Source organism: Metapseudomonas boanensis (assembly GCF_042232855.1).
Lineage (GTDB): Bacteria > Pseudomonadota > Gammaproteobacteria > Pseudomonadales > Pseudomonadaceae > Metapseudomonas > Metapseudomonas boanensis.
In genome coordinates, this window is record NZ_CP113889.1 from 3,268,995 (window position 1) to 3,295,723 (window position 26,729).

26 protein-coding genes are annotated in these 26,729 nt (G+C 61.3%); 12 read left to right on the forward strand and 14 right to left on the reverse strand.

The features are described from left to right. Positions 1-339 precede the first annotated feature (339 nt). The gene (locus tag OXH74_RS15145) at positions 340-1,698 is read left to right on the forward strand and encodes a DUF4041 domain-containing protein (RefSeq protein ID WP_375737728.1); all 1,359 of its coding nucleotides are present in this window, start codon (positions 340-342) and stop codon (positions 1,696-1,698) included. 446 nt (positions 1,699-2,144) lie between these two features. On the opposite strand, the gene OXH74_RS15150 is transcribed toward OXH74_RS15145, so the two are convergent. Continuing rightward, the gene (locus tag OXH74_RS15150; RefSeq protein ID WP_375737729.1) at positions 2,145-2,906 is read right to left on the reverse strand and encodes a hypothetical protein; all 762 of its coding nucleotides are present in this window, start codon (positions 2,904-2,906) and stop codon (positions 2,145-2,147) included. A 232-nt stretch (positions 2,907-3,138) separates the two neighbouring features. On the opposite strand from OXH74_RS15150, the gene dinB reads away from it, so the two are divergent. Then, entirely contained in the window at positions 3,139-4,194 is a 1,056-nt protein-coding gene (gene dinB, locus OXH74_RS15155) for a DNA polymerase IV (protein WP_375737730.1), read from the forward strand. 73 nt (positions 4,195-4,267) lie between these two features. On the opposite strand, the gene OXH74_RS15160 is transcribed toward dinB, so the two are convergent. The 4 genes from OXH74_RS15160 to OXH74_RS15175 are packed head-to-tail and all read right to left on the reverse strand — an operon-like array spanning position 4,268 to position 8,947. Further along, positions 4,268-4,675 (reverse strand): META domain-containing protein, encoded by a 408-nt coding sequence (locus OXH74_RS15160; RefSeq protein WP_375737731.1) that lies wholly within the window; start codon positions 4,673-4,675, stop codon positions 4,268-4,270. Continuing rightward, positions 4,672-5,112, reverse strand: coding sequence for a hypothetical protein (locus OXH74_RS15165; protein ID WP_215376848.1), 441 nt, complete (start codon positions 5,110-5,112; stop codon positions 4,672-4,674). Before OXH74_RS15165 ends, OXH74_RS15160 begins: the two co-directional genes overlap by 4 nt. A 35-nt stretch (positions 5,113-5,147) precedes the next feature. Next, positions 5,148-6,131 (reverse strand): 2-hydroxyacid dehydrogenase, encoded by a 984-nt coding sequence (locus OXH74_RS15170; protein WP_375737732.1) that lies wholly within the window; start codon positions 6,129-6,131, stop codon positions 5,148-5,150. Between the two features lie 59 nt (positions 6,132-6,190). Then, entirely contained in the window at positions 6,191-8,947 is a 2,757-nt protein-coding gene (locus OXH74_RS15175; RefSeq protein WP_375737733.1) for a response regulator, read from the reverse strand. Between the two features lie 260 nt (positions 8,948-9,207). Between OXH74_RS15175 and cysM the strand changes: the two genes are divergently transcribed. From cysM to OXH74_RS15200, 5 genes are all read left to right on the forward strand, one after another. Beyond that, positions 9,208-10,119: a cysteine synthase CysM gene (gene cysM / locus OXH74_RS15180; protein WP_375737734.1), complete on the forward strand. Its 912-nt coding sequence runs from the start codon at positions 9,208-9,210 to the stop codon at positions 10,117-10,119. Further along, a complete protein-coding gene (gene rlmD / locus OXH74_RS15185) occupies positions 10,106-11,458 on the forward strand; it encodes a 23S rRNA (uracil(1939)-C(5))-methyltransferase RlmD (protein ID WP_375737735.1) in 1,353 nt (450 codons plus the stop codon). Before cysM ends, rlmD begins: the two co-directional genes overlap by 14 nt. An 82-nt stretch (positions 11,459-11,540) precedes the next feature. Next, positions 11,541-13,799, forward strand: a complete 2,259-nt coding sequence (gene relA / locus OXH74_RS15190; RefSeq protein WP_375737736.1) for a GTP diphosphokinase — start codon at positions 11,541-11,543, stop codon at positions 13,797-13,799. Positions 13,800-13,847: 48 nt separating this feature from the next. Further along, complete coding sequence (gene mazG / locus OXH74_RS15195) at positions 13,848-14,678, forward strand: nucleoside triphosphate pyrophosphohydrolase (RefSeq protein WP_375737737.1); 831 nt, start codon at positions 13,848-13,850, stop codon at positions 14,676-14,678. Positions 14,679-14,699: 21 nt separating this feature from the next. Beyond that, a complete protein-coding gene (locus tag OXH74_RS15200; RefSeq protein ID WP_215376823.1) occupies positions 14,700-15,239 on the forward strand; it encodes a DUF2058 domain-containing protein in 540 nt (179 codons plus the stop codon). 195 nt (positions 15,240-15,434) lie between these two features. On the opposite strand, the gene OXH74_RS15205 is transcribed toward OXH74_RS15200, so the two are convergent. The 4 genes from OXH74_RS15205 to purM form a co-directional block, all read right to left on the reverse strand. Then, positions 15,435-15,710, reverse strand: a complete 276-nt coding sequence (locus OXH74_RS15205; RefSeq protein ID WP_375737738.1) for a Rho-binding antiterminator — start codon at positions 15,708-15,710, stop codon at positions 15,435-15,437. Between the two features lie 187 nt (positions 15,711-15,897). Beyond that, a complete protein-coding gene (locus tag OXH74_RS15210; protein ID WP_375737739.1) occupies positions 15,898-16,614 on the reverse strand; it encodes a DUF3108 domain-containing protein in 717 nt (238 codons plus the stop codon). A gap of 11 nt (positions 16,615-16,625) precedes the next feature. After that, on the reverse strand, positions 16,626-17,276 hold the full coding sequence (purN, locus tag OXH74_RS15215) for a phosphoribosylglycinamide formyltransferase (protein ID WP_375737740.1): 651 nt from the start codon (positions 17,274-17,276) through the stop codon (positions 16,626-16,628). After that, positions 17,276-18,334: a phosphoribosylformylglycinamidine cyclo-ligase gene (gene purM / locus OXH74_RS15220; RefSeq protein WP_375737741.1), complete on the reverse strand. Its 1,059-nt coding sequence runs from the start codon at positions 18,332-18,334 to the stop codon at positions 17,276-17,278. Before purM ends, purN begins: the two co-directional genes overlap by 1 nt. Positions 18,335-18,584: 250 nt before the next feature. Between purM and OXH74_RS15225 the strand changes: the two genes are divergently transcribed. From OXH74_RS15225 to hda, 4 genes are read left to right on the forward strand one after another with little or no spacing between them, the layout of a single operon-like run. Continuing rightward, positions 18,585-19,625, forward strand: a complete 1,041-nt coding sequence (locus OXH74_RS15225) for a DUF2066 domain-containing protein (RefSeq protein WP_375737742.1) — start codon at positions 18,585-18,587, stop codon at positions 19,623-19,625. Positions 19,626-19,663: 38 nt separating this feature from the next. Continuing rightward, positions 19,664-20,212, forward strand: a complete 549-nt coding sequence (locus OXH74_RS15230; RefSeq protein WP_375737743.1) for a CDP-alcohol phosphatidyltransferase family protein — start codon at positions 19,664-19,666, stop codon at positions 20,210-20,212. Between the two features lies 1 nt (position 20,213). After that, entirely contained in the window at positions 20,214-21,308 is a 1,095-nt protein-coding gene (locus OXH74_RS15235; RefSeq protein WP_375737744.1) for an AI-2E family transporter, read from the forward strand. Then, positions 21,305-22,009 carry a DnaA regulatory inactivator Hda gene (hda, locus tag OXH74_RS15240; RefSeq protein WP_375737745.1) on the forward strand — a complete coding sequence of 235 codons (705 nt, stop codon included), beginning with the start codon at positions 21,305-21,307 and terminating at the stop codon, positions 22,007-22,009. Before OXH74_RS15235 ends, hda begins: the two co-directional genes overlap by 4 nt. A 64-nt stretch (positions 22,010-22,073) precedes the next feature. On the opposite strand, the gene OXH74_RS15245 is transcribed toward hda, so the two are convergent. From OXH74_RS15245 to arsC, 3 genes are read right to left on the reverse strand one after another with little or no spacing between them, the layout of a single operon-like run. Then, positions 22,074-22,481, reverse strand: coding sequence for a DUF2069 domain-containing protein (locus tag OXH74_RS15245; protein WP_375737746.1), 408 nt, complete (start codon positions 22,479-22,481; stop codon positions 22,074-22,076). Beyond that, positions 22,474-23,079, reverse strand: coding sequence for an NAD(P)H:quinone oxidoreductase (gene wrbA, locus OXH74_RS15250; protein ID WP_375737747.1), 606 nt, complete (start codon positions 23,077-23,079; stop codon positions 22,474-22,476). The genes OXH74_RS15245 and wrbA overlap by 8 nt, the downstream gene beginning before the upstream one ends. Then, positions 23,076-23,429 carry an arsenate reductase (glutaredoxin) gene (arsC, locus tag OXH74_RS15255; RefSeq protein ID WP_375737748.1) on the reverse strand — a complete coding sequence of 118 codons (354 nt, stop codon included), beginning with the start codon at positions 23,427-23,429 and terminating at the stop codon, positions 23,076-23,078. Before arsC ends, wrbA begins: the two co-directional genes overlap by 4 nt. A gap of 123 nt (positions 23,430-23,552) precedes the next feature. On the opposite strand from arsC, the gene OXH74_RS15260 reads away from it, so the two are divergent. Next, positions 23,553-24,773 carry a YihY family inner membrane protein gene (locus tag OXH74_RS15260; RefSeq protein WP_375737749.1) on the forward strand — a complete coding sequence of 407 codons (1,221 nt, stop codon included), beginning with the start codon at positions 23,553-23,555 and terminating at the stop codon, positions 24,771-24,773. Between the two features lie 30 nt (positions 24,774-24,803). Here OXH74_RS15260 and OXH74_RS15265 read toward each other — a convergent pair whose 3' ends face one another. Together OXH74_RS15265 and OXH74_RS15270 are read right to left on the reverse strand one after the other, a co-directional pair. Beyond that, positions 24,804-25,196: a hypothetical protein gene (locus tag OXH74_RS15265; RefSeq protein WP_375737750.1), complete on the reverse strand. Its 393-nt coding sequence runs from the start codon at positions 25,194-25,196 to the stop codon at positions 24,804-24,806. Between the two features lie 121 nt (positions 25,197-25,317). Continuing rightward, on the reverse strand, positions 25,318-26,721 hold the full coding sequence (locus OXH74_RS15270; RefSeq protein ID WP_375737751.1) for a PilZ domain-containing protein: 1,404 nt from the start codon (positions 26,719-26,721) through the stop codon (positions 25,318-25,320). Between the last annotated feature and the right edge of the window lie 8 nt (positions 26,722-26,729).

A 26,729-nucleotide genomic window follows, 5' to 3' on the forward strand; every position in this document is an offset into this window, starting at 1 on the left:
TCAGTCGGGCGTTTCTTCGGCTTTCTGCGAGCGAACCAAGACTGCACCGACTTTTTCAACAGAATCGGCCGAAAGGGGAAGGGCAATCTACCTCCACCATCTTGTTAGGCGGTCCTTCCAGTCAACTGAAAGTCTGCTCGGTAGAGTTGACGGGACTGGCGTGACCCGCTGCCCACGTGACTGGCACAGAATCCCAAGACCCGCCCACCGTGTCGGGTTTTCTGTTTCTGGCCGTAGACGACTGCCAGACAGTTATTGCGGCTAGGTTGCGCTATAAAGTCTTGCAGGTTGGCGTTCAGAACTGAACAACCATTCGATTTACTAACGAGGAAGGAACCTATGGCCTTTAGCGACTATTGGAACGGCCCAGCGCACCGGCAGCGGGCGGATGATCTGGACATCCAGCTTACAGACCTTCAGGCGCGCTATGCGCAGTTGCAAGCGCTCAATAGGAAGATCGGCGCCATGGACGCCTTGGAAGTCCAGAATCTGATTGAGCAAGAGAAAGGAAAGCTTGCTGCTGTCCGCCAGGATATTCAGCGCGCCGAGCAGGAGGTAACAGCGCTCGCGCAGCGCTCCGCTGATTTACAAGGGCAGATCCTCGTATGGGAGGAGACGTTACTTCTGGAGAGCTTTGCGCTCTATGAGCCCAAGTTCAAACTGAATGCCAGCCATGAATACAAGTCCCGTCTGGACAGTGTCCGCGAGCGTCAGAAGGCGATGATCAAGAGCGGGGAGGCTGCCACCGGGAACATGGCCTGGACGGTCAATGGCAGCCAAACTCAAGGGCGCAAGCTCGTAACCGACATGATCAAGCTGGTGATCCGGTCGTTCAACAACGAAGCAGATTACTGCGTGGACAACGTAAAGTTCGACAACGTCGAGCTGGGCGAGAAGCGAATTCTCAAATCGTTCGAAGCCTGCAACCGCCTCGGCAAGATTATGGACGTGGAGATATCGCGCAAGTACCTGGCCCTCAAGCTCGATGAGCTGCACCTTGCCCACGAGTTTCAGATCAAGAAGCAAGAGGAAAAGGAAGAAGCCAAGCGCGCCCGAGAAGAGCTGCGGGAGCAGCAGAAGCTTGAGCAGGAGATTCGCGCGGCTCGGGAGAAGATCGCCAAGGAGCGTAAACACTTCGCCACCGCTATGCGTGACCTCCAGGCTCGCCTGGACAAGGCAGCGTCTGAAGAGGAGCGCGCACCACTCTTGGCGAAATTGGCTGAGGTTGAAATGGGCCGGGCCGCGTTGGAGAGCGAAGAGAAGCTCATTGACTATCGCGAACAGAATGCCAAGGCCGGATATGTGTATGTGATCTCCAACGTGGGAGCATTCGGGGAAGGGGTATACAAGATTGGTATGACCCGCCGCCTGGAGCCGATGGACCGCGTCGATGAGCTGGGTGACGCATCGGTGCCGTTCTGGTTTGACGTGCATGCGATGGTCTTCTCTGATAATGCCCCCGCGCTGGAAGCGAAGCTGCACGACCGCTTTGCCGCAGGTCGCCTAAACAAGGTCAACGGGCGCAAGGAGTTCTTCCGTGCGGACATTGCTGAGATCGAGTCGGTCATTCGAGAAAACTACGACGTTGCCGTCGAGGTCACCCACGAAGCGCCAGCCGAGCAGTATCGCGAAAGCCTGCGCATGGAATTGCCCAAGGCCGCAATCCAGCAATCAGCACGAGTTGCGGCACAAAGCTAGCATTAGCGATTGGATGCCCGTGAATAGGCCTCGGTTCTCTGGAGGCCTATCTACCTCAGGACCTATATGCGGAAACGTCCAATTTTCGCCACTTCTTGCGAATCGTCCCTTCGGCGTACACTGGTCAAGCCAGATGTAATCGGTGGTCAACTGACCAAGGCGTCCCGGCAGACTGTGTGAGAGTTACCGGGACTCAACGAGAAGGCCCATTGTCCTGTCTGGACCACGGGCCTTTTTGCTTGGAAGCCTTCCCTTTGGGTGGGGCAAATTTGGGGCAACTCGTCCGCCAAACTATGCCCTTCTATGCCATAAACGCGCTTTAGGTGTAACCGGCGAACCGTCGTAAAGCCTGTATTTCATTGGCTCTAGCCAAAATTCAGCGAGTACACACGCACAATCGGGGTGTGATTAGAAAGGTTTTCCATCAATACCTAGGGATAGACTGCTTACTGACCTGAGCGACGTGCATTGCCGAAGCTGAGTTTGTTTGCATGGGACCGTTGGACAGTGTGCTTCATCGCGCGAAAATCACTTGACTTACTCAAAGCTCGTGAAACGACGTAAACGGGCGGCGCCGTTCGTAAAGAGACAGCCTTCAACTCAGGTGGGAACGGCTGCGCATCGACCTTAACGTATGCGACTGTTTCGCCTAAATACAGGCGGTAGGCATTGACGCCAAACCACTTTTCACGCCCAGGATTAAGTATTGCTGTCGTTGGACTATGGTCACCTTCATCGCGCCACCGTGACAAGACGGCATCAAATACTGGGGACAGTTCGGTGGCATGAGTGTTTACAGCAGCGCGAGCGAACGGTTCATGAGGGCCAAGATCTACTTTGGAGTAGAAAGGACGTGATGAGACCGAAGCTCGCCAGAGAATGGTTACTAGAAACTGAAGCAGTCGGCTTGGATCTACGCTAGCCGATTCAAATCCTGCGGTTTTACCGTCGCGCTGAAGCGGGTGAAAGCGTTCGTCAAATTTCTTCAGAAGCACTTCGATCCCGTAGTCGTCGATTTTGCTGAAGCTCGGCTCGCAGTCTTCGCACAGGATTTCTTCGTCATACACACCGATCGGTGCTTTCTTTGGGAACTGCCCCGGTTGGCCAGAGACAAGTAGAGACTTCTCTCCATCGACGCGCATTTCACGAAAGAAGGCTTCGGGGATCGCGTGTGCCTTGATAAATTTATGCTGCTGAAGGCAGAGCATGCAGGTTTTCATAAGCGACCTAACGTCCAGGGTGAGCGAAGCGTCCTGAGAATACACACGCACAAGTGGCGGGGAGTAGGGGAGTAGGGGTGTAAAATTCTTAGCCACTCGTCGGCGAGACTGCTGAAAACATTCGGTGAGCAGGTCGGGGCCACAGTAACTCGTTTAGCGGGTACGGTAGCGGGTATCAAATGCGCGTTCCTTTGGCTAATGCTAAAAAAATCAATTGGTTATGAGTCAAAGAAAGATCGTCCACATTGATTGTGACTGTTTTTACGCTGCCATCGAGATGCGGGATGACCCCAGTCTGGCCAATCGGCCGCTGGCTGTTGGTGGCGCAGCGGATCGGCGTGGGGTGATTGCGACCTGCAATTACGAGGCGCGGGCCTATGGCGTGCGTTCGGCGATGTCGTCGCGGCATGCGCTGAAGCTATGCCCGGACTTGCTGATCGTCCGGCCGCGCATGGATGCCTATAAGACTGTGTCTCGCGAGATCCACCAGATTTTTCGTGATTACACCGAGCTCATCGAGCCGCTGTCCCTCGACGAGGCTTATCTGGATGTGTCGGACAGCCCGCACTTTAGCGGCAGCGCCACGCGCATCGCGCAGGAAATTCGCAGGCGGGTAGCGAAGGAGTTGCGCATTACGGTGTCGGCTGGCGTGGCGCCGAACAAGTTCCTGGCAAAGATCGCCAGCGACTGGCGAAAACCGGATGGACTGTTTGTGGTCACGCCGGAGCTGGTGGATGATTTCGTGGCAGCGCTTCCCGTCAGCAAACTGCATGGGGTGGGCAAGGTCACGGCGGACAAACTCGCGCGTCTCGGAGTGCGTACCTGCGCCGACCTGCGCGACTGGAACCGTCTGGCACTGGCTCGCGAGTTTGGCAGCTTCGGCGAGCACCTCTATAACCTGGCCCGCGGGCAGGATGACCGCCGTGTGCAGGTTGACAGCCGGCGGCAATCGGTCAGCGTCGAGCACACCTACGACCAGGATCTGCCGGACCTTGCTGCGTGCCTGAATCGGCTGCCTGCGCTACTGGAGGAGCTGAACGGCCGTATGGCGAGGCTGGATGCCAGCTACAAGCCGGACAAGCCTTTTGTCAAACTCAAATTCCACGATTTTACCCAGACGACCCTGGAGCAAGCGGGCGCCCGGCGTAACCTGGACAGTTACAAGCTGTTGCTCAGCGCGGCGTTTGCCCGGGGCGACAAGCCGGTGCGTTTGATCGGGGTGGGTGTGAGGCTGCAGGACCTTCGTGGTGCCCATGAACAGTTGGCGCTCTTCTAGCCAGCGAGTGGCGCCGTGTGGGGGCGAATTCATTCGCAAAGGGCCGCGAAGCGGCCCTGGGGGAGACTGACGATCAACCCTCTGCCGGCCACAGCCGAATCGGCTTGCCTTCGGTCGGCCACAGGCGCAGTTGGTCGATCGGGGAGAAGTCCCAGCGCTGGACCTTGGTCAGGGCCTCGAGGAAGCGTTGCTCTTGCTCCATCAGCGACGGGGCACACATCTTGCGAGTACTGCCGGCGGCGCCGAAGCTGAGCTGGTCGCCTTCCAGCTTGTAGGAGGCGAACCAGTGGTTGCAGCCGGCGGTGCCATAGGCGCGACCGTCTTCGCCGAGGGTGACGGTCAGGTGGCTGCGGTCGATGAGTGGGCGCTCGCCGATCCATTCCACTTGGTAAGTGCGGTCAGTCTGCAGCTGCAGCGCATCGGACGCGCAGCCGGTCAGGCCCGCGGCCAACCCGGCCAGTAGCAGCATGTGGTGCTTCATGGGGCGTCCTCCTGGCGGCATTTTGGGCAGTAATGCTTGCCGGCACGGCTGCGCCAGCCCAATTCGGCGATGCGGGCTTCTGCCGCCGGGGACTGCGCTGACTTGCCAAGGCCGCCATCGACGGCGAACTCGAAGTCCAGGCGGGTGCCGCAGCTATCGCAGTCCACGTGCCAATTGTGGATGGCAAGCTCCTTGAAAACGGGGCCCTTGGCCACCGCCAGCCACTGGCCGGGCGGGTTGATCAGGTGGCGTACCTTTTCGACCACCAGGCGCATGCTCAGATCGCGACTGCCCTTGAGGGTCACGAGCAGGGCATCGCCGTTCTGGATCGAGCCACCGGTGCCGGTTACCTGGTAGAGGCCAGGCGACAGGGCGCGGCACTCGTTGAGGGTGTGGGCGGGGTTGAGCAGGGTGTAGCGAAAATCGTGTTCGGCCATAGGTCCTCCAGAAACGCCGCGCATCCTACCACGGCCTAGGCTTCCACCTGGTTGCAGGACCGCCCGGCGGCCCAGGCAGTGATGTTGTCGAGGGTAGTGCGGGCGATGGCGGCAAGAGCCTCGCGGGTGAGGAACGCCTGGTGGGCCGTGATGATGACATTGGGGAAGGTCAGCAAGCGGGCCAGCACGTCGTCCTGCAGGGGCAGGTCGGAGCGGTCTTCGAAGAACAGGTTGGCTTCCTCTTCATACACGTCCAGGCCGAGGTACCCGAGCTGCCCGCACTTGAGCGCTTCGATCAGCGCCGGGGTATCCACCAGGGCTCCGCGGCCGGTGTTGATCAGCATGGCGCCGGGTTTCATCCGTCCCAGGCTCTCGGCGTTGATCAGGTGCCGGGTGGCGTCGTTCAGCGGGCAGTGCAGGCTGATGATGTTGCTGTTGGCCAGCAGCTCCGGCAGCTCGACATAAAGCCCGCCGAGCGCTTCTACGCTGGGGTTGCGGTTGGGGTCGTAAGCCAGCAGACCGCAGCCGAAACCGGCCATGATGCGAGCGAAGGTGGCGCCGATCTTCCCAGTGCCGACCACACCGACGGTCTTACCCACCAGGTCGAAACCGGTCAGGCCGTGGAGGCTGAAATCCCCCTCGCGGGTACGGTTGTAGGCGCGGTGCAGGCGCCGGTTCAGTGCGAGGATCAGCGCCGCGGCGTGTTCAGCTACCGCGTGCGGCGAGTAGGCTGGCACGCGTGCCACAGTCAGGCCCAGCCGCTTGGCGGTGACCAGGTCGACGTGGTTGTAGCCGGCCGAGCGAAGGGCGATCAGGCGTGTGCCGCCGGCGGCGAGTCGCTGCAGCACCGGTGCGGAAAGGTCGTCGTTGATGAACGCGCAGACCACGTCGAAACCGCTGGCCAAGGCCGAAGTGTCGAGGGTAAGGCGCACTTGCTGGAAGTGGAGATCGAAGGTCGGGTGGGCGCCGAGGAAGCTGTCGCGGTCGTACGCCTGGCTGCTGAAGACGATGGTGCGCATGGTCTCTCCTTGTTTGTTCAGCAGTCTAGCCGGCCGCGGATCGCTGGAATTGATCGGGGTCAGGCACTGACCCTGGCGGTCTGTGCGAGGCGGACGATGGCGGCGTCGAGTTCCTCCAGAGCCTGTCGTGACGCAGGGTCGTTCTGCTTGAGCAGGGTTTCGCTGCGCTGGCAGGCAGCCCGCAACTGTGGAACGCCGCAGTAGCGCGTGGCGCCGTGGAGGCGATGGACGCGTTCCAGCAAAGTGTTGCGGTCGCCGTTGGCCTGCGCCTGCTGGATCGCTTCGCGGTCGGCATCGAGAGAGGCGAGTAGCATGGCCAGCATATCGGCGGCCAGGTCGGCCTTGCCGGCGGCCAAGCGCAGGCCTTCTTCGGCATCCAGCACCTTCAGGTCGCCGTTCGCGAGCAGTTCGCCGTTCGAGTGGGGGCTGGGCGGCTCACCCAGGGAGAGGCCGCTCCACTTCAGGATCACCTGGATCAATTGGCGCTCGCCAATGGGTTTGGTCAGGTAGTCATCCATGCCACTTTGCAGCAGGGCGCGCTTTTCATTGGCCAGCGCATGGGCCGTCAGCGCAATGATGGGGACCGGATCCATTCGTTGCTCGTTTTCCCAGCGGCGGATCGTTGCGGTGGCCTGGATGCCATCCATCCCCGGCATCTGCACGTCCATCAGGACCAGATCGAAGCGCTCGCGCTGCACGGCTTCCACGGCGGAGACGCCGTTGTCCACAGCGCGCACGTCGGCGCCCATGTCACTGAGCAGGGTCTGCACCAGCAGCAGATTGGCTGGGTTGTCGTCGACGCAGAGCAGGCGAGGGCGGTGATTGATGCTCACAGGCCGGTCTTCCTTGCGTAGCTGGCGAGGCGCAACCAGCCCCGTCAGGGCCTGCTGGAGCTTGCGGGTACAGGCCGGTTTGGCTTGCAGCTGACTATGTGCCTCCGGCAGTGCCCGGTGATAGAGCCCCTGCTCGGTTGTGGGGCAGAGCACCAGGCTCTTGCAGCCGAGTTGCTCGAGTTCCCAGATACGTTGGCTGAGTGGCTCGGGGGCGAGCGATTCTGCATCTGCGCCGATGACCGCGAGCCCGATGGCCTGTTTGCCCTGGCGGAGGCTGGCAACTCCTTCCACCAGCGCCTCGATGCTGGGGAACTCGACTACGTCCAGGCCGAGGTCTTCCAGTTGGTGGCACAGGGATTGGCGAGTCAGCTCCAAGGCTTCCAGCACGGCAACCCGACGTCTGCTGAGCAGCGCCAATGGCAGGTCGTCGCTGTCGGTGGGCGCTTTGGGTAGGCTGAGGGTGATCCAGAACTCCGAGCCAACCCCCGGCGTACTGCTTACGCCTATTTCACCGCCCATCTGCTCCACCAGGCGCTTGGAAATCACTAGGCCCAGGCCGGTGCCGCCCGCTTGTCGGGTAAGGGAGTTGTCCGCCTGGCTGAAGGCCTGGAACAGTGCACGCAGGTCAGCGTCGGAGAGGCCGATTCCGGTGTCCTGCACGCTGATGCGCAGTTGGGCCAGATCGGTTTCGCTGTCGTCATCGAGCATGGCGCGAACGGCAATGGTGCCTTCGCGGGTGAACTTGATCGCGTTGCTCACCAGGTTGGTCAGCACCTGCTTCAGGCGCAGCGGGTCGCCCACCAGGTTTAGCGGTGTATCACGGTAGACCAGGCTCACAAGCTCAAGGTGCTTTTCGTGCGCCGCCGGGGCGAGGATGGTCAAGGTGTCCTGGATCAGGTCGCGAAGATTGAAGGGCAGGCTTTCGAGCATCAGCTTGCCAGCCTCGATCTTCGAGAAGTCCAGCACTTCGTTGATGATCCCCAGCAGGCTTTCCGCGGACTTCTCGATGGTGCCCAGGTAGTCCTGCTGGCGCGTGGTGAGATCGCTTTTCTTCAGCAGATTGGTGAAGCCGAGGATGCCGTTGAGCGGAGTGCGGATCTCGTGGCTCATGTTGGCGAGGAACTCGGACTTGATGCGGCTGGCCTCCAGGGCCTCCTTGCGTGCAAGGTCCAGTTCGATGTTCTGGATCTCGATGGTTTCAAGGTTCTGCCGCACGTCTTCGGTTGCCTGGTCGATGTTGTGCTGGAGCTCTTCCTGTGCCGTTTGCAGCGCTTCGGCCATACGGTTGATGCCTGAGGCCAGCTCGTCCAGCTCATGACTGCCAAGCGGTGGTAGGCGGGTTTCCAGCCGACCTTCCTTGAGCAGGGCAACCCCGTGCTTGATGCGTCGCAGCGGCTCGTTGATCGTCCGGCTCAGGCGCAGGGCCAGCAGTGCGGTCACGCCGAGACCGGTCCCGATCAGGAGCAGGCTGGCAAGCAGGCTCCGGTATCCACGCAGGAGAGTGCCCTGGTGTGACATTTCCAGTTCGACCCAGCCAAGCAACTTGCCGTCTCGCGTGTGCAGAGTGTCGCCCGCATCGACGCGCTGCTCCTCGAGAACTGGCTGTAGAAAACGCGTCGCATCAGTGTTGCTGCTCAGGGCCAGGCTGTCGCTTTCGCCTGCCGGGGCCTCGTTGAGCATGCGTGGGCCGGCGTGGGCGAGACGCTTGTGATTGATACTGATGAAACTGACAGCGCGTACGTCCGGCTGGTCGAGGGCGTGGTCGGCGATGTGCTCCAGTAACTGGGCGTCGCCGCGCTTCAAGGCAGGCGCGGCAAGCGGGGCCAGGTGTTCGGCGATTATCTGGCCACGCTGCAACAACTGGGCCTGGAAATCGGCCTGTTGCACCCAAGTGAAGTAACCGCCCAGCACCAATGCCAACAGGCTGGTGGGTAACAGCGTGAGCAAGAGCACGCGGCCCTTGATGCCTAGATCCTTGAACACGCCCATCCTCCCCATGCGCTATGTGCGCAGTGTAGCGATTCGTCGGGAGGTAATCTCCAGGCAGTTTTGCCAGTTTTTCAGTGCGGGTGGTCCTCGGGCCTGTCTGGGCGGGGCAATTGGGTTGAGCTGGGGCGGCCCTGGAGAGGGTCGGCGTCGCCCAGCTGACCTGCGGCCATAATCTGCAACCTACGTGCGATATGGAGTTGGGCGGTTTGCCGTTATCATAGGCGTCCTTCCCGAGTCTGGACTGCGAACCTGCCATGACCCTGCAGTACCCCACTATCGCCGACTGCGTCGGCCACACCCCACTGGTGCGCTTGCAGCGCCTGGGGGGCGATACCAGCAACACTCTGCTGGTCAAGCTCGAAGGCAACAACCCGGCTGGTTCGGTCAAGGACCGTCCTGCGTTGTCGATGATCACTCGCGCCGAGCTGCGCGGTGACATCAAGCCGGGCGACACCCTGATCGAGGCGACCTCCGGCAACACCGGCATTGCCCTGGCCATGGCGGCCGCGATCAAGGGCTACAAGATGATGCTGATCATGCCCGACAACATGAGCGCCGAACGCAAGGCTGCGATGACCGCCTACGGTGCCGAGCTGATCCTGGTCAGCCGCGAAGAGGGCATGGAAGGCGCTCGCGACCTCGCCGAAAGCCTGCAGCGCGGCGGCCGTGGCAAGGTGCTCGACCAGTTCGCCAACGGTGATAACCCGGAAGCCCATTACGTCGGCACTGGCCCGGAAATCTGGCAGCAGACCCAGGGTACGATCACCCATTTCATTAGTTCCATGGGCACTACCGGCACCATCATGGGTGTGTCGCGTTACCTCAAGGAGCAGAACGAGAAAATCCAGATCGTCGGCCTGCAGCCGCAGGAAGGCTCGGCCATTCCTGGTATCCGTCGCTGGCCGCAGGAATATTTGCCGAAGATCTACCAGTCCGACCGCGTCGACCGCGTCATCGACATGGCCCAGAGCGAAGCGGAAGACACGATGCGCCAACTGGCTCGTCAGGAAGGCATCTTCTGTGGCGTTTCCTCGGGTGGGGCAGTGGCCGCCATGTTGCGCCTGTCGCGCGAAGTGGAGAATGCCGTGATGGTGGCGATCATCTGCGACCGCGGCGACCGTTATCTTTCGACTGGCGTCTACGACGATCCCAATGTCCCGGCGTAATTCCAGCCTGCGCTTCCAGCCAAGCGGTGGAAGCCGGGCCTCGCAAGCTCCGGTGGGCAAGAAGCAGCGCCTTGCCATCGAGCGACTAGCCCATGACGGTCGGGGTATTGGTTTTGTCGACGGGAAGACCTGGTTCGTCGAGGGCGCCTTGCCTGGCGAACAGGTGGAAGCGCGAGTGCTGGCTGCGCGCAGCCAAGTGGTGGAGGCGCGTACCGAACAGGTGCTCACCGCCAGTCCGTTGCGCCGCATCGCACCGTGTGCCCACGCAGGGCATTGCGGCGGTTGCACCCTGCAACACTTGCCTCATGCCGAGCAGCTTGCCCTTAAACAGCGCACCCTGACCGAGCAGTTGGCTCGCGTCGCCGGCCTGGAACCGGAGGCCTTGATTGACCCACTTGTGGGGCCCGAATTCGGTTATCGGCGCCGCGCCCGAATCGCCGTGCGCTGGGATGCCAAGGCCCGCAAACTGGAGGTTGGATTCCGCGCGGCTTCCAGCCAGGCCATCGTCGCAATCGCCGATTGTATGGTGTTGGTACAACCCTTGCAGCCGATCATGCGCGGGCTTCCGGCGTTGCTGCATGGACTGGAACGACCGCAGGCCATCGGGCATGTCGAATTGTTCCACGGCACGGCATCGGCCGTCCTCGTGCGTCACACCCAGCCGTTGGGTGAAGGTGACCTGTCGCAATGGCGCGCATTCTGTGCCGAGCACCAGGCCCAGCTCTGGCTGCAGGGCGTTGGGGAGCCGCAACCGGACCAGCCCGACGCGCGCCTGGGTTACCGCCTGGAGCGCTGGGATCTGATGCTGGATTATCGCCCTGGGGATTTCGTGCAGGTCAATGCGCCTGTCAACGAGGCTATGGTTGCGCAAGCGCTAGACTGGTTGAGCCCACAACCCGGTGAGCGCGTGCTGGACTTGTTCTGTGGGCTTGGCAACTTTGCGCTGCCGCTGGCGCGCAAGGTAGGCGAAGTGGTGGCAGTCGAAGGCGTCGAGGCGATGGTGGAGCGTGCCCGCGGCAACGCTCTGGCCAATGGCCTGGGCAACGTGCACTTTTTCCAGGCCGATCTGTCGAACCCGCTAGTTGGCGCAGCCTGGGCGGCGCAGGGATTCGATGCGGTATTGCTGGATCCGCCCAGGGATGGTGCACTCGAGGCTGTCCGGCAGATTGCCTCCACGGGGGCTCGGCGAGTGGTTTATGTCTCCTGCAATCCAGCGACCCTGGCGCGTGACAGCGCCGAGCTGGCCAAGCAGGGCTATCGGCTGAAACAGGCCGGGATTCTCGACATGTTTCCGCAAACGGCCCATGTCGAGGCCATGGCGTTATTCGAGGCGAGCTAGGAAGCTCGCGTAATCCGACTGGTCCACAGAGGCTGGCGACTATTCGACGTGAGCGGTTCATGTCGTAGGGAAGGTAGGCAAGATGGTACAGGTGAGAGCGCAACAGCCGGTCAATACGGACGGCAGCATCAACCTCGAGGCGTGGCTGGACCATGTCCTGAGTCTCGACCCGGTGCTCGACCGCGCGTTACTCAAAGAGGCGTGCGAGTTCGCCCGCGACGCCGAATTGCAGTCTCAGGCCAAGGACACGCAGAACCGCTGGGCTGAGGGTACTTCCAGTTTCCACACGGGCCTGGAAATTGCCGAGATCCTGGCGGACCTCAAGCTTGACCAGGAGTCCTTGGTGGCAGCCTTGATCTACCGCGGCGTGCGCGAGGGCAAGGTGCCCCTGGCAACCGTGCAGCAACGCTTCGGCCCAGTGGTGGCCAAGCTCATCGAGGGCGTGCTGCGCATGGCGGCCATCAGCGCGAGCATGAACCCCCGCCAGTCGATGGTGTTGGGCACTCAGGCGCAGGTGGAAAACCTGCGCAAGATGCTGGTGGCCATGGTCGATGACGTGCGTGTGGCACTGATCAAGCTGGCCGAGCGTACTTGCGCCATCCGTGAAGTGAAGAACGCCGACGAAGAGAAGCGTCATCGCGTCGCCCGCGAGGTGTTCGACATCTACGCCCCTCTGGCCCATCGTCTCGGTATCGGTCATATCAAATGGGAGCTGGAAGACCTCTCCTTCCGTTACCTGGAACCTGACCAGTACAAGCAGATCGCCAAGCTGCTGCACGAACGGCGTTTGGATCGCGAGCAATACATCGCCGATGTGATGAAGCAGTTGCGCGAAGAACTGGCTGCTACGGGCATCAAGGCCGATATCAGTGGTCGCGCCAAACACATCTATTCGATCTGGCGGAAGATGCAGCGCAAGGGCCTGCAGTTCAGCCAGATCTACGACGTGCGGGCCGTGCGCGTGCTGGTGCCTGAGGTGCGTGATTGCTACACCGCCCTCGGTATCGTGCACACCCTCTGGCGCCACATCCCCAAGGAATTCGACGATTACATTGCCAACCCCAAGGAGAACGGGTACCGCTCCCTGCACACAGCGGTGATCGGCCCCGACGGCAAGGTGCTGGAGGTACAAATCCGCACCCACGCCATGCACGAAGAGGCCGAACTGGGCGTTTGTGCGCACTGGCGCTACAAGGGTACTGACGTCAAGAGCAGCTCCGACCACTACGAAGAAAAAATCGCCTGGCTGCGCCAGGTGCTGGAGTGGCACGAGGAGCTGGGCGATATCGGTGGCCTCGCCGAGCAGCTGCGGGTCGACATCGAGCCGGACCGCGTCTACGTCTTTACCCCTGACGGTCACGCGATCGACTTGCCCAAGGGCGCTACGCCTCTGGATTTCGCCTACCGCGTGCACACCGAGATCGGCCACAACTGCCGTGGCGCGAAGATCAACGGCCGCATCGTTCCGCTCAACTACAGCCTGCAGACCGGCGAGCAGGTGGAGATCATCACCGGGAAGAACGGTGCGCCGAGCCGCGACTGGCTCAACCCCAACCTGGGTTACATCACCACCTCGCGGGCGCGGGCGAAAATCGTCCACTGGTTCAAGCTGCAGGCCCGCGATCAGAACGTCGCCGCCGGCAAGGCCATGCTCGAGCGGGAGCTGTCGCGCCTGGCGTTGCCGCCGGTGGACTTCGAGAAGCTGGCCGAGAAGTGCAACCTGCGCGCAGCCGAAGACATGCATGCCGCGCTCGGTGCTGGCGACCTCCGCCTGGCCCACGTGGTCAATGCTGCGCAGCAACTGGTTGAGCCGGAACGCGGCACAAACGAACAACTGGAGCTGATCCCGCGGCGCATCCACCATCACAAGCCGGGCAAGCGCGGCGATGTGCAGATCCAGGGTGTCGGCAACCTGCTTACGCAGATGGCGGGTTGCTGCCAGCCGCTTCCGGGCGACCCGATCGTCGGTTACATCACCCTCGGTCGTGGTGTCAGCATCCACCGCCAGGATTGCGCTTCGGCATTGCAACTGGCTTCGCGCGAACCCGAGCGGATGATACAGGTCAGCTGGGGCCCAGCGCCGGAACAGACGTATCCGGTGGATATCATTATCCGCGCATATGACCGTTCTGGCCTGCTGCGCGACGTGTCCCAGGTGCTGCTCAACGAGCGCATCAACGTGCTGGCGGTGAATACCCGTTCCAACAAGGAGGACAACACCGCTGCCATGTTGCTCACCATCGAGATCCCGGGGCTGGACTCGCTCGGGCGCTTGCTGGCGCGCATCGCTCAGCTGCCGAATATCATCGAGGCCCGCAGGAACCGCGGCGCGACGTCGTAGGATGGTGCTATGCACCAACCTACATGGATACAGGCACAGGACATCGTTATGTACCAACTCAAAGACCTGCTGCACCTGATGGCCCGGCTGCGTGATCCGCAGTACGGCTGCCCGTGGGACCTGAAGCAGGACTACGCGAGCATCGTCCCGCACACGATCGAGGAAGCCTATGAGGTGGCCGATGCCATCGAGCGGGGCGACTTCGCGCACTTGCCCGGGGAACTCGGCGACCTGCTGTTCCAGGTGGTCTATTACAGCCAGTTGGCAAAGGAAGACGGGCGTTTCGAGTTTGCTGGCGTGGTCGATGCCATCACCCGCAAGCTGGTTCGTCGCCACCCCCATGTGTTTCCCGATGGCGACCTCTACGGCGCACCGGACATGGCACGCCTGGAGGAGGCTGCAATCAAGCAGCGCTGGGAGGAAATCAAGGCCGAGGAGCGCGCCGAGAAGGCTGAAGCGCCCGAGCAGCTGTCCCTGCTCGACGATGTGCCTGCGGCGTTACCGGCCCTCAGTCGGGCCGCGAAGTTGCAGAAACGCGCAGCGCAGGTGGGCTTCGACTGGCCGGAAGCCCTTCCAGTGATCGACAAGCTGCGCGAAGAGCTGGATGAAGTGCTGGAGGCCATGGCCGACAATGACAGCCAGGCCATTGCCGACGAGGTTGGCGATCTGCTGTTCGTGGTGGTCAATCTGGCCCGGCACCTGAAGGTGGACCCAGAGACTGCACTGCGCAATGCCAATACAAAGTTCGATCGACGTTTCCGTTTTATCGAACAGGCATTGCGCGAAGCAGGTCGTCCCATTGAAGATTGCAACCTGGAAGAACTGGATGCCCTGTGGGGCGAAGCCAAGAAGCAGGAAAAACCGGCCCTTGGCTGCTAACTCGAGAGACTGAATCCCGTTATGAGCCTTTCCCTTCGCGACCAGTTGCTGAAAGCCGGCCTGGTCAATGAAAAGCAGGTCAAGCAGGCCAGCAAGCAGCAGCAGAAGCAGCAGCGCCTGGAGAAGAAGAACCAGGTCGAGAAAGACGAATCCTTGCGTCAGGCAGCTCTTCAGGCTCAGGCTGAGAAGGCTGCCCGCGATCAGGAGCTGAATCGCCAGCAGCAGGAGAAGGCTGACCAGAAGGCCAGGGCTGCGCAGGTCAAGCAACTGATCGAAAGCTCGCGTCTGCCAAAAATGACCACCGACGACTATTACAACTTCGTCGACGAAAAGAAGGTCAAGCGAATCGCGGTGAACGACATGATGCGCGACAAGCTCAGTCGTGGATCCCTGGCGATCGTGCGGCACGGTGGCGGCTACGAGATCATCCCGCGTGATGCAGCGTTGCGCATCCAGGAGCGCGACCCGCGCCGGGTGGTGCTGCTCAATACTCAGGTGGAAGAGCCGGATGCCGATGATCCGTACGCCGCCTACAAGGTGCCTGATGACCTGATGTGGTGAGGCACGTTGAGCCTAGAGCGCCGGGCATCGCCCGGCTTTTTATTGTCCCGTCGATTTGATTCCCGGCGCAGCGTAACTGGGTGTCTTGTAGGAGCGAGCTTGCTCGCGAAGCGCCGTGCACCTTTCGCCGGCAAGCTGGCTCCTACGGAGTATGTGGGGCTGCGCCAACGAAATCGCTCCTGCAGGGCTATAGCTTCAGCAAATCTGGTTGCCCAGCAGCACCCGGCCGAAGCTGGCGCCTTCGGTGAGCGGTGTAATGGCGATGATCTGGTCTAGGCGCAAATGTTCCTGGCCGCCTTCGTTCTGCACGATCAGAAACTCTTCCTTGTCGGGTGTTGTCAGGGTCGTCACTGCGCGGGCATCCAGGCGCCCACCACCGGTCAGCTCGATGTGCAGCTGATAGCGGTGCAGGCAGGCGATCTCGATGTAATCGTAGAGATCGCAGGATAGCGGCAGGTATTCCTCGGTCATGACTGATTCCTCAGCGGCATGATGGCAGCCTGCGCTCTTCATGCAGGTGCCGGCCGAACGGGCTGTTCACCTTCCTAGTATTGGCACTCTTCAGCATAGCGGGGCCTGGTCCAATGTTTGGTCGTTCGGGCGCCGTTGAGCAGGCAAGAAAAACCGGGCGCTGGGCCCGGTTTCTTCATGATGTGGATTACTCGGTCAGGCCTTTCACCTGCCGCCCGTTGACCGTGCCTTCCTTGAGCATGATCTGGTATTCCTTGCCGTCCTTTTCCACCTGATGCAGGCGGACCAGCAGGAAGTCCCAATCCTTGGCGAACCAGAGCACGGTTTTGCGGCTGCTCTGAGTGGGGTCGCGAACACGTTCCACCTTGATCGCATCGACTACACCCGCTTCGGTGTGGACGCGCTCTTCGCCCAGGACGCGGAAGTCGTAGGTTTCGATCTCGTCGCCATCGATCACCTGGTAGCTCATGCTCTTCTTGCCGTCGGCAACGTCATGTTGCAGTACCAGTTGGTAGGTGGACTTGTCTTGCAGGCCACGGTTGAGTGGCAGGCGTACCTGAGCACCCCGATCGCTGCCGATAATCTGCTTCTGGGTCCAGTCGAAGTCGAACTCGACTTGCTTGCTCTTGCCCAGGCCGCTGCGGTTGAAGCGGTAGGTCAGCGGCAGGAAAGCGTTGTTCTCGACGCGGAAGGTGCTGACTTCGCTCAGGCTGGCGACCAGCATGGCGGCTTCGAAATCCAGTTCCCAGCGACCATCGCCGAGACTCTTCAGGCTGCGTCCAGCGTTTCCGCTGATCGGCAGCTGTTTCCAGTCGGCGGTGTAGCTGGCCGTGAATGGCTTCAACTCGGCGGCCATGGCAGGCAAGGTGAAGAGGGCGAGGACCAACAGCAAGGCACGGCGCATTGGCGAATCTCCTAGTTACGCAGTTGCTGCCCGCTGGCAGGCAGCTCTTGTCCATCCAGTTCGGCACCTGTCGGGGTCAGGCGGAGCCTGTCTTCGGCAAACCAGCGCATGGCCAGCGGATAGATGAGGTGCTCCTGCACGTGGACACGCTGGGTCAGGCTTTCCGGTGTGTCGTCCGACTGTACCGGGATTACGGCTTGCACCACCAGAGGCCCGCCATCGAGTTCCTCGGTGACGAAGTGCACGCTGCAGCCGTGTTCCGTATCGCCGGCTTCCAGTGCGCGCTGGTGGGTATGCAAACCCTTGTACTTGGGCAGCAGAGAGGGATGAATGTTCAGCAGCCGGCCCTGATAGTGGCGAACGAAGCCTGGAGTAAGGATGCGCATGAACCCCGCTAGCACCACCAAGTGCGGCGAAAATGCGTCAATTACTTCGATCAGTGCCGCGTCGAACGCCTCGCGGTCGGCATAGGCCTTGTGGTCGAGTACGCGGGTCTCGATGCCTGCGCGTCTGGCACGCTCAAGGCCAAAGGCGTCGGCGCGGTTGGAAACAACCGCGCAGATGCGTGCCGGATGGTCGCAGCCGGTGGTGCTGTCGATCAGCGCCTGCAGGTTGCTGCCGGAGCCGGAGATCAGCACAACCACATCACAGCGTGCGGCCATCAGTGGCTTTTCAGGTTGTTCAGAACGACACGTTGGGCGCCTTCGGCAGCGGCGGCGATTCCGCCGATGATCCAGGGTTGCTCGCCCGCTTCACGCAGAACCTTCATGGCCGCTTCCGCTTGTTCCGGTGCCACGCAGATGACCATGCCTACGCCGCAGTTCAGCACGCGGTGCATTTCCACTTCCTCGACGTTGCCTTGCTGTTGCAGCCAGTCAAAGACCGCCGGGCGCGTCCAACTGGCGACGTCCAGGACGGCCTGGGCGCCTTCCGGCAGCACGCGCGGGATGTTCTCGATCAGGCCGCCACCGGTGATGTGGGCCATGGCCTTCACCGCACCCGTTTCCTTGATCAGCTTTAGCAGCGGCTTGACGTAAATGCGAGTCGGCGCCATCAGCAGGTCGGTCAGGGGCTTGCCATCGAGCTGGACCTGCCCGATGTCGGCGCCGCTGACCTCGATGATCTTGCGGATCAGCGAGTAGCCGTTGGAGTGCGGGCCGGAGGAGGGCAGGGCAATCAGGGTGTCGCCGGTGCGGACTTTGGAGCCGTCGATGATCTCAGCCTTCTCGACCACGCCGACGCAGAAGCCGGCCAGGTCATAGTCTTCGCCCTCGTACATGCCGGGCATCTCGGCAGTCTCGCCGCCCACCAGGGAGCAGCCGGCCAGTTCGCAACCGGCACCGATGCCGGTAACGACGGTTGCTGCGACGTCGACGTTGAGCTTGCCGGTGGCATAGTAGTCGAGGAAGAACAGCGGCTCGGCACCGCACACCACCAGGTCATTGACGCACATGGCCACCAGGTCCTGGCCGATGCTGTCGTGTTTGTTCAGGTTCAGCGCCAGGCGCAGCTTGGTGCCAACACCGTCGGTACCGGAAACCAGCACGGGCTGCTTGTAGCCGGCCGGGATTTCGCAGAGGGCGCCGAAGCCGCCCAGGCCGCCCATCACTTCCGGGCGTGCGGTGCGCTTGGCCACGCCTTTGATGCGTTCGACCAGGGCTTCACCAGCGTCGATGTCTACACCGGCGTCCTTGTAGCTCAGGGAGGGTTGCTTGCTCATAAATCCAGGCCTATAGGGGAAATTCGAGGTTCGACCGGCAAGTCTGGCTGCCGGTTTGCGAAGGCGCGCGATTTTATCAGGGTTGCCCGGTAGCGGCCATCGGCAGCGGTCGGGCATGGTGAAAAGCTTAAAAAAATCTTCGCCTTTGCCCGGAAAAAGGCCGCGCCGTTGCCCATCGAAGGACGGCTGTTTAAGGTATAGCTCTCAAGTTGCGGCCTGTGCCGTGTCCCGTCTAATCAGAGAACTCACCATGCGCCTGATTGCCCCGTTGCTCTTGCTCTGCCTGTCGCTGTTCGGCTTGGCTGTCCATGCCGAGCCGGTCAGCGACCTTTACCAGGTTCGTGAGCCGGTCGCTTCGCAACAGCCTGAAGAGCGCACTCAGGCGCTGAACCGTGCCCTGGAAACCCTGCTCCTGCGTCTGACCGGCAATCGCAAGGCCGCACAGAATCCTGCTCTGGAAACTGTGCGTAAGGACCCGCAGGAATTGATCAGTCAATACGGCTACGAAGGGCAGATGCTGGTGGTGGATTTCGATCCTGTGACCACCGAGCGCACCCTGCGCCAGGCCGGTATCCCGATGTGGGGTGCGAATCGCCCGTCAATCCTCGCCTGGTGGCTGAACCGCGGCAATGAAGGCGCCAGTCTGGTAGGTGACGGGCAGGATGCAGCAGCCTCGCTGTATCAGGCAGCGCAGAATCGTGGTTTGCCGCTTCGTCTGCCGCTTGCTGATCTGGACGAGCAGTTGTTGGCAACGCCCGAACAGCTGACGTCCGCCCAGCCCGGCGCGCTGACCCAGGCTTCCGAACGCTATGCCGCCGATGCATTGCTGGCAGTGGATGCTGCCGAGGCGGATGGGAAATGGCAGGCGCAATGGCGCTTGTGGCTCGGCGACAGTCGCGAGCAGGGAACTGTCGAGGCCGCTGACAACGCAGCGTTGGCGGATGCCGTACTGCTGGCAGTGAGTGAGCGCCTTGCCCCCCGCTTCGTGGCTGCGCCAGGCGCGGGGGAGGATATTGAGTTGGAGGTCCAGGGCGCCAATCTCGCTCGCTATGCCGAGTTGTCGCGAATGCTGGAGCCATTTGGTGCTCGTCTGGAGTCGGTCGAGGGTGACCGTCTGGGATTCCGGGTCAACGCCAGTGCCGAACAACTGCGTGCCCAGTTGGCCCTGATCGGTTTGCGCGAGTTACCTGTCGGTGAAGCTCCGGCAGATGCAGTCCAAGCTGCTGGGCAGGCCGGCTCGCCGGCTCCTCAGGTGGTGCCCCGCAGCAACCTGCTGCGCTTCCACTGGTAGAGGGCGTACACTGCAAACCTGTCTGGGACGGGGATGCCATGCACCAACTGCCCAATCTGCTCACGCTGCTCCGCCTGGCATTGGTACTTCCCATTGCCGGGTTGTTGCTGTCTGAACGTTATTCCCAGGCCTTGTCGCTGTTCGTGATTGCCAGCCTGTCGGATGCCCTGGATGGATTCCTCGCCAGGCAATTCGGCTGGACCAGTCGCCTCGGCAAGCTCTTCGATCCCCTGGCTGACAAACTGTTGCTGGTCACCAGCGTCATCTGTCTGGCGATTGCCCAGCTCCTGCCTTCCTGGTTGGCGTTGTTGGTTTGCCTGCGTGATTTGCTGATCCTGCTGGGTGCCGGACTGTTTCGCATGCTGGTGGGGCCAACGCAGTTCACGCCTAGTTGGCTAGGAAAGTTGAGCACCCTGTTGCAGATGGTCCTGGTGCTCGTGGTATTGCTGGGGGTGAGTCTTGTAACAGCTATCGGCCCGGCGATACCCCCGCTGATCTGGCTGGTAGCGGCGGTTACGCTGGCCAGTGGTGCGGAGTACATATGGGTGTGGGGGCGGAAATTTCGCTACGCAAGGATGAGGGCCTGAAATGACCGAATCACGTCGCTGGCTTTGGCTCGGCGGCCTTTTGCTGCTGGGGTGGCTGGTCTATCAGCTTCACTCGGTGTTGTCCCCGTTTCTGGTAGGGATGTTGTTGGCCTACCTGGGTGATCCGCTGGTGGACAGGCTGGAACGCTGGGGCTTGTCGCGTGCCTGGGGTGTAATCCTCGTCTTCGGGCTTTTTGGTGTCATCCTCCTGGCCTTGCTGCTGGTGGCGTTGCCGATGTTCGGGCGCCAATTGCTGCGCCTGTATGAATTGGCGCCGCAGATGCTCGATTGGCTGCAGCACAGCGCTTTGCCCTGGGTCCAGGTGAAGCTGGGACTGCCACAGGGTTTCTGGCAGCTCGACAAGGTCAAGACGGTTATCACCAGCCATTTGGGACAGACCACGGATATTGCCAGTGCGTTGTTAACGCAGGTGACTGCATCTGGCCTGGCACTGCTTGCCTGGCTCGGTAACCTGCTGCTGATTCCCGTCGTGGGGTTTTATCTGCTGCGTGATTGGGACCTGATGGTGGGCAGGCTGCGTGGACTGCTGCCACGCCAGCGGGAGGGATTGGTCGTCGCCCTGGTAGGCGAGTGCCATGAGGTACTGGGTGCGTTCCTGCGAGGCCAATTGCTGGTGATGCTGGCGCTGGGGCTGATCTATGCCGTGGGTCTGATGCTGGTTGGCCTCGACGTGGGCTTGCTGATCGGGCTGTTGGCTGGGCTGGCGAGCCTTGTTCCCTACATGGGCTTCGTCGTTGGATTTGGTGCGGCGGTAGTGGCAGCCTTGTTTCAGTTCGGTGGCTTCGAACTCTACCCGCTGATCGGTGTGGCGACGGTGTTCACGGTGGGCCAATTGCTCGAAGGCATGTTGCTGACACCGATGCTGGTGGGTGACAGGATTGGCTTGCATCCGGTGGCGGTCATCTTTGCAATCCTGGCTGGAGGACAGCTTTTTGGCTTTACCGGCGTGCTCCTGGCGCTTCCTGTTGCAGCAATTGTCATGGTCTTGCTGCGCCATGCGCATGATTTATATAAACTTTCGGATCTTTACGGAAAGCCGGTCAGCGGCCCCGACGATCCCAGCAGTACGGCATGATACCGATCCAGCTTCCCCTGAGTGTGCGTCTGCGTGATGACGCCACCTTCGCAAACTTCTATCCCGGCGCGAATGCTGCGGCCCTCGGCTATGTCGAGCGCCTTTGCGAAGCGGATGCTGGCTGGACCGAAAGCCTGATCTACCTGTGGGGTGGCGAGGGTGTCGGACGCAGCCACCTGCTGCAGGCGGCCTGCTTGCGCTTCGCACAGCGAGGTGAGCAGGCGATCTACCTGCCGCTGGCTGATCTCGTGGAATATGGCCCAGAAATCTTCGACAATCTCGAACAGTGTGAGTTGGTTTGCCTGGACGATCTGGACGCATTGGCGGGGCGTCGCGAGTGGGAAGAGGGGATGTTCCATCTCTTCAATCGCCTGCGCGATGCGGGGCGCAAGTTGCTCTTGGCCGCCAATACAGCGCCTCGCGGCTTGCCGGTGAAGTTGCCGGATTTGAAGTCGCGCCTGACCCTTTCGCTGATTTTCCAGCTGCAGCCGTTGTCTGACGAGGACAAGCTGCGTGCGCTGCAGTTGCGGGCATCACGACGTGGCTTGCATCTGACGGACGAGGTAGGTCGCTTCATCCTGACTCGCGGAACGCGCAGCATGAGCAGCCTGTTCGACCTTCTCGACATCCTCGATCAGGCCTCGCTACAGGCCCAGCGCAAGTTGACCATTCCATTTCTGAAGGAAATCCTGGGCTGGTAGGGTGTCGACAGCAGATGATGCTGTCGACGCTTGGCTCCGTCGTGCGGCTCAATCGACCTTTACATCATTCCCCTGCCAGCTTGCGGTTGTACTGGAAGCGCCAGCGCGTGTAGAGCAGCGCTGAGCAGAACAGCGCCAGGCTGAGCCCTGCTTCCAGCCAGCCGAAGATAGCCCTTGCAGGGTCGATGGCTGCGAGTACGCCCTGGATGAAGTAGAGGTTCACTACGAAGCATGCCCAGGCGTGGACGCGAGCATTGCCCATGATCATTCCGGGGGCGAGCAGGGCAAGCGGCACCAGTTCGATGGCGAGGATCACCCATGGGCGGGCGCCATGCAGGTCTGCGAAAGCCATCGTCCAGACTGCGAGCAATACGGCCAGCGCCAGGAAGCTCAGCAGGCTGACGGCACGGCTGACTGCCAGACGGGGGGCGAGCCAGGTCAGTTCTGGGAGTTGCTTGGGTTTTCTAGTCACGCCGTGCCTCCAGGCGTTGGGCGATATGCGCCAGGCGCTGGCCGAGGGCTCGGCAAAGCGTGATTTCATGTTCGTCCAATGGTCGCTTGCCATCGGCGCCGGCATGGTGGCTGGCGCCGTAGGGGGTACCACCGCCCCGGGTTTCCAACAGTGCAGGCTCGCTATAGGGCAGGCCAGTGACCAGCATGCCGTGGTGCATCAGGGGCAGGAGCATGGAAATCTGGGTGGTTTCCTGGCCACCGTGCAGGCTGGCGGTGGAGGTGAATACTGCTGCCGGCTTGCCGACCAGTTCGCCGGTTAGCCAAAGGCTGCTGGTGCTGTCCAGGAAGTATTTCAGCGGTGCTGCCATGTTGCCGAAGCGTGTCGGGCTGCCGAGGATCAGTCCGGCACAATGGCGCAAGTCATCCAGCGTTGCGTAGAGCGCTCCATCGGCAGGAATGTCCGGCGCCACCGCTTCGCATTCGGCGGATACCGCCGGGACGGTGCGCAGTCGAGCTTCCAGGCCTGCAAGCTCGACGCCACGTGCAATCTGCCGGGCCATTCCTGCCGTCGCGCCGTGGCGGCTGTAATAGAGGATCAGGATGTAGGGTGCGCTCAAGGGAGGATCTCCAGCACTTTTTCTGGCGGACGTCCAACGACAGCCTTGCTTCCAGCTACCAGAATCGGTCGCTCGATCAGCTTGGGATGCGCCACCATGGCCGCGATCAACTGATCCTCGGTGATATCGGCTGAATCCAGGTGCAATGCCTTGTATTCGTCCTCACCGGTGCGTAGCAGCTGCCGGGCGTTGAGCCCCAGCTTGGCGAGCAGGTCACGCAGTTCGGCTGCATTGGGTGGGGTCTCCAGGTAACGAACCACCTTGGGAGCCAGGCCGCGTGCTTCAAGCAGCTCCAGGGCGCCGCGGGACTTGGAGCAGCGAGGGTTGTGGTAGAGCGTGAGTTCGGTCATATCGGGGTCGCAAGGGCTTGGTAGAGGCGGCTATTCTAACCGCGTAGGGGCGCCGGTCTGAACCGTGCGCGGCAGAAACGGTCTGTTGAGGCGGGCCGGTCGGTCAACAATCAAGGAGATGGAATGCGCCAACGCCTGAGCGATGTCGTGGAATTCTGGCGCTTTCTGCTTCAGCGATTCGTTGTCGACCGTGGAGCCAACAGTGCCGCTGCGCTGACCTACACGAGCCTGTTCGCGGTGGTGCCGATGATGACGGTGACCTTCACCATGCTGTCCGCCATCCCGGCGTTCCAAGGCACGGGAGAGCAGATCCAGAGTTTCATCTTCCGCAACTTCGTACCGTCCGCTGGTGAGGTGCTGCAGGAGTATCTGCGGGCTTTTACAGTCCAGGCTCGGCAACTGACGTGGGTCGGAGTGGCGGTGTTGGTGGTGACCGCGTTCATGATGCTGGTTACCATCGAAAAGGCCTTCAATACCATCTGGCGGGTTCGTCAGCCCCGACGTGGCGTCTCCAGCTTTCTGCTTTATTGGGCGATCCTGAGTCTCGGTCCCTTGCTGCTTGGCGCCGGCTTTGCGGTGAGCACCTACATCACTTCGCTTTCACTGCTTTCTGGCTTGGATGCGCTGATCGGCGCCAAGACGCTCCTGGGCTTCATGCCGTTGCTGTTCAGCGTGGCGGCCTTCACCCTGATCTATGCCGCGGTGCCCAATGCGAGGGTTCCGCTGGGCCATGCGTTAACCGGGGGCGCCTTCGCGGCCCTGTTGTTCGAAGCCGCCAAGGCGTTGTTCGGGCTTTATGTCAGTTTTTTTCCGGGCTATCAGTTGATCTACGGCGCCTTTGCCACGGTGCCTCTGTTCCTGTTGTGGATCTACCTGTCCTGGCTCATCGTATTGTTCGGCGCTGAACTGGTGTGCAATCTGTCCACACCTTGGCATTGGCGCCGCAGGGCATTGCCACCTTTGCTGGTTTTGCTGGGCATTCTCCGGGTATTCCACGATCGCCAGCTTCGCGGATTGTCAGTGCGGCATCTGGATGTGCAGCGTGCCGGCTGGCATCTACCGGAGGACGAGTGGCTGGAGATGCTCGAGCTGCTTGAAGCGCAGAATTTGGTGTGCCGTGTCAGTGGTGGAGCCTGGGTGCTGTGCAGGGACCTTGGCAACTACAGCCTGCATCAGCTGCTGAACCACTGCCCCTGGCCCTTGCCCAGACTGGGTCAGTTGCCGGCGCATCTGGACGAGGACTGGTATCCGCCACTGCGTAACGCCCTGGAGATGCTGCAGGAGGAGCACCGCGCATTGTTCGGAGGCAGCCTGGCTCAGTGGTTGAAAGCGCAGGCTGAGTGACGGCTTGTCCACTCAAGCATGACGAAGTAGTCAGGCGTGGAGTCGATCGACCCTGGTATCGACGGTCTGGACGGCCTGCACGAACAACTCATCTACGAGTAGGCCTTTGATCGGCACGGCCGATCGCAAGTGGATCTTCATCACTTCGATCTTCTTCTTGAAGGGCAGGCGAGCGATGCCGGCCAGCAGGATCTTGCCCTTTGCGTTCAATTTACCGTGATCGACGAACACTTCCCGTTGAGCCCCGCCGTCGGAGTAACGCACCAGAAGCGACACGGGGAAATTACTCAGGCCAGGTGCTTGCAGCCAGGCCGCGACGTTGAACTCTGTCACTCGGCCATCGTAGGTCGTAAGTGAGGCGCGGGCACCCGTGATGATGCTGTCGCAGATCGGCGCGATGAGTGTGTCCTGGTTTTTTGACATGGTTAGTCCAGGTTGCAGGCGGTACGAGCGTACTGAATTGGCCGGATTATAAGCAGCACGACCAAGTGGGAACTGTGCTCTCGGCCCTCCTCAGGCGTGACTCGGCTCGCAGTTTGCTCGTTCAGTCCATTTGCAATGGGTAGCGCGCAACCATTGAGGTAGCCAGGTTGGTTGCTGGGAGGGCCAGAATCGCCTGGTTATGCACGCTGGCTAGCTGTAGCCAGAGGTTTTCCCCTTCGACGAATTGCTGGTACGGCAGCCACAGGCCGAGGTGCCAGTCTGCGCCCGGCTCTGGCGTACTCTGGAGTATGCCAGGGTGCGTTTGCGCGTTCGGCGCCCGGCGCAACCAGACGGGGCGAGCTAATCCTTTCAGATAGCGCAGGCCCAGATGCAAACCTTCGGCATTGTGGTAGCGCCAACGAACCAGTGCGAGTGTCGGTGAGCCCTGGTTGTGCAGCAGGACCAATTGCCCAACTGTCAACTGGCCACCCTGATCGGAGTTGCAGAGCAGTCGCGCCCCTCCGGGGCTGCCATCAATCAGGTTTACTGTGCAACGCACCGGGTGTTTGGACAGCAAATCGGCGTGGATGGCGTGGAGCCCGACGGCTAAAGAACCGGCCCCCGTATGCTCGATGCGAGGGTGCCGGCGTTGTTGCTGGCCCAGCCAGTTTGGCCGGACTTTCTCCAATAGCTGCTGTTCGGTATCTGAACGCAGCGGTGCGTGTTCGTGAAGAGCGACGAGCAAGGCACCCAACTCCAGTCTTCGGAGGTAGGCCCTGGCGCCGTCTGGCTGTTGGTCGAACGGAAGGCAGGGTTGCGACTCAGTGAGGTCGACCGTGGGGCCGCCGTTTTCATCATCTGCATCCCAAGTCACCAGCCGCGCCAGCCGTGCCAGGGGAGCCAAGGCGCCGAACAGCGTCGTGCATGTGCCCTCGTCCAGATGAAAGGGGTTGCTCAAGGCCAGCAGCAACGTTTGCTGGTACAAGCCGCGCAGGGTATTGGCCGGTGTCGGTCGGAAGGCTGCAGCGACTGGCTCATCCAGGCATTTTTGGTGGTCGCCTATCCAGTACAGCAGGTGGCTGTCACGCCACAGAGCGGGTGGAGGTTCCTGATAGAGTTCGTAATTTCGAAGTGCTGACTGGGTTAGAAAGCTTTGTGCCATATAGAGACACCACGCCAGGTGGGGGCGTGAAGGCTGATGGCCCTGCAGGATTTGCAGTAGCAGGCGCTTGAACCCGCACGCCATTTCGTCGCAGAGTTTGACGAAGAGGGGCGGCGGCTTTCCGTTCAGGTGCGTAGCCGCATGGAAGCGGAACTCTTCGCTGAAGTTTTGCAGCACCCGTTGCCTTTCAAGTAAGGTCAGGTGACTGCGATTGAGGTCGAACAGAAGGCATAGTACCTGCTGTAGGGCACTATCCTGAGGATGTCGGCGGGCCTCATCGAGTAAGCCGGCAAGGTTTGCGAGCGGGGCCTCGCTCTCTTTCAGGATGTCAGGTACCTGGAGGCGCAAGGCATCCAGCGTCATATCAACCC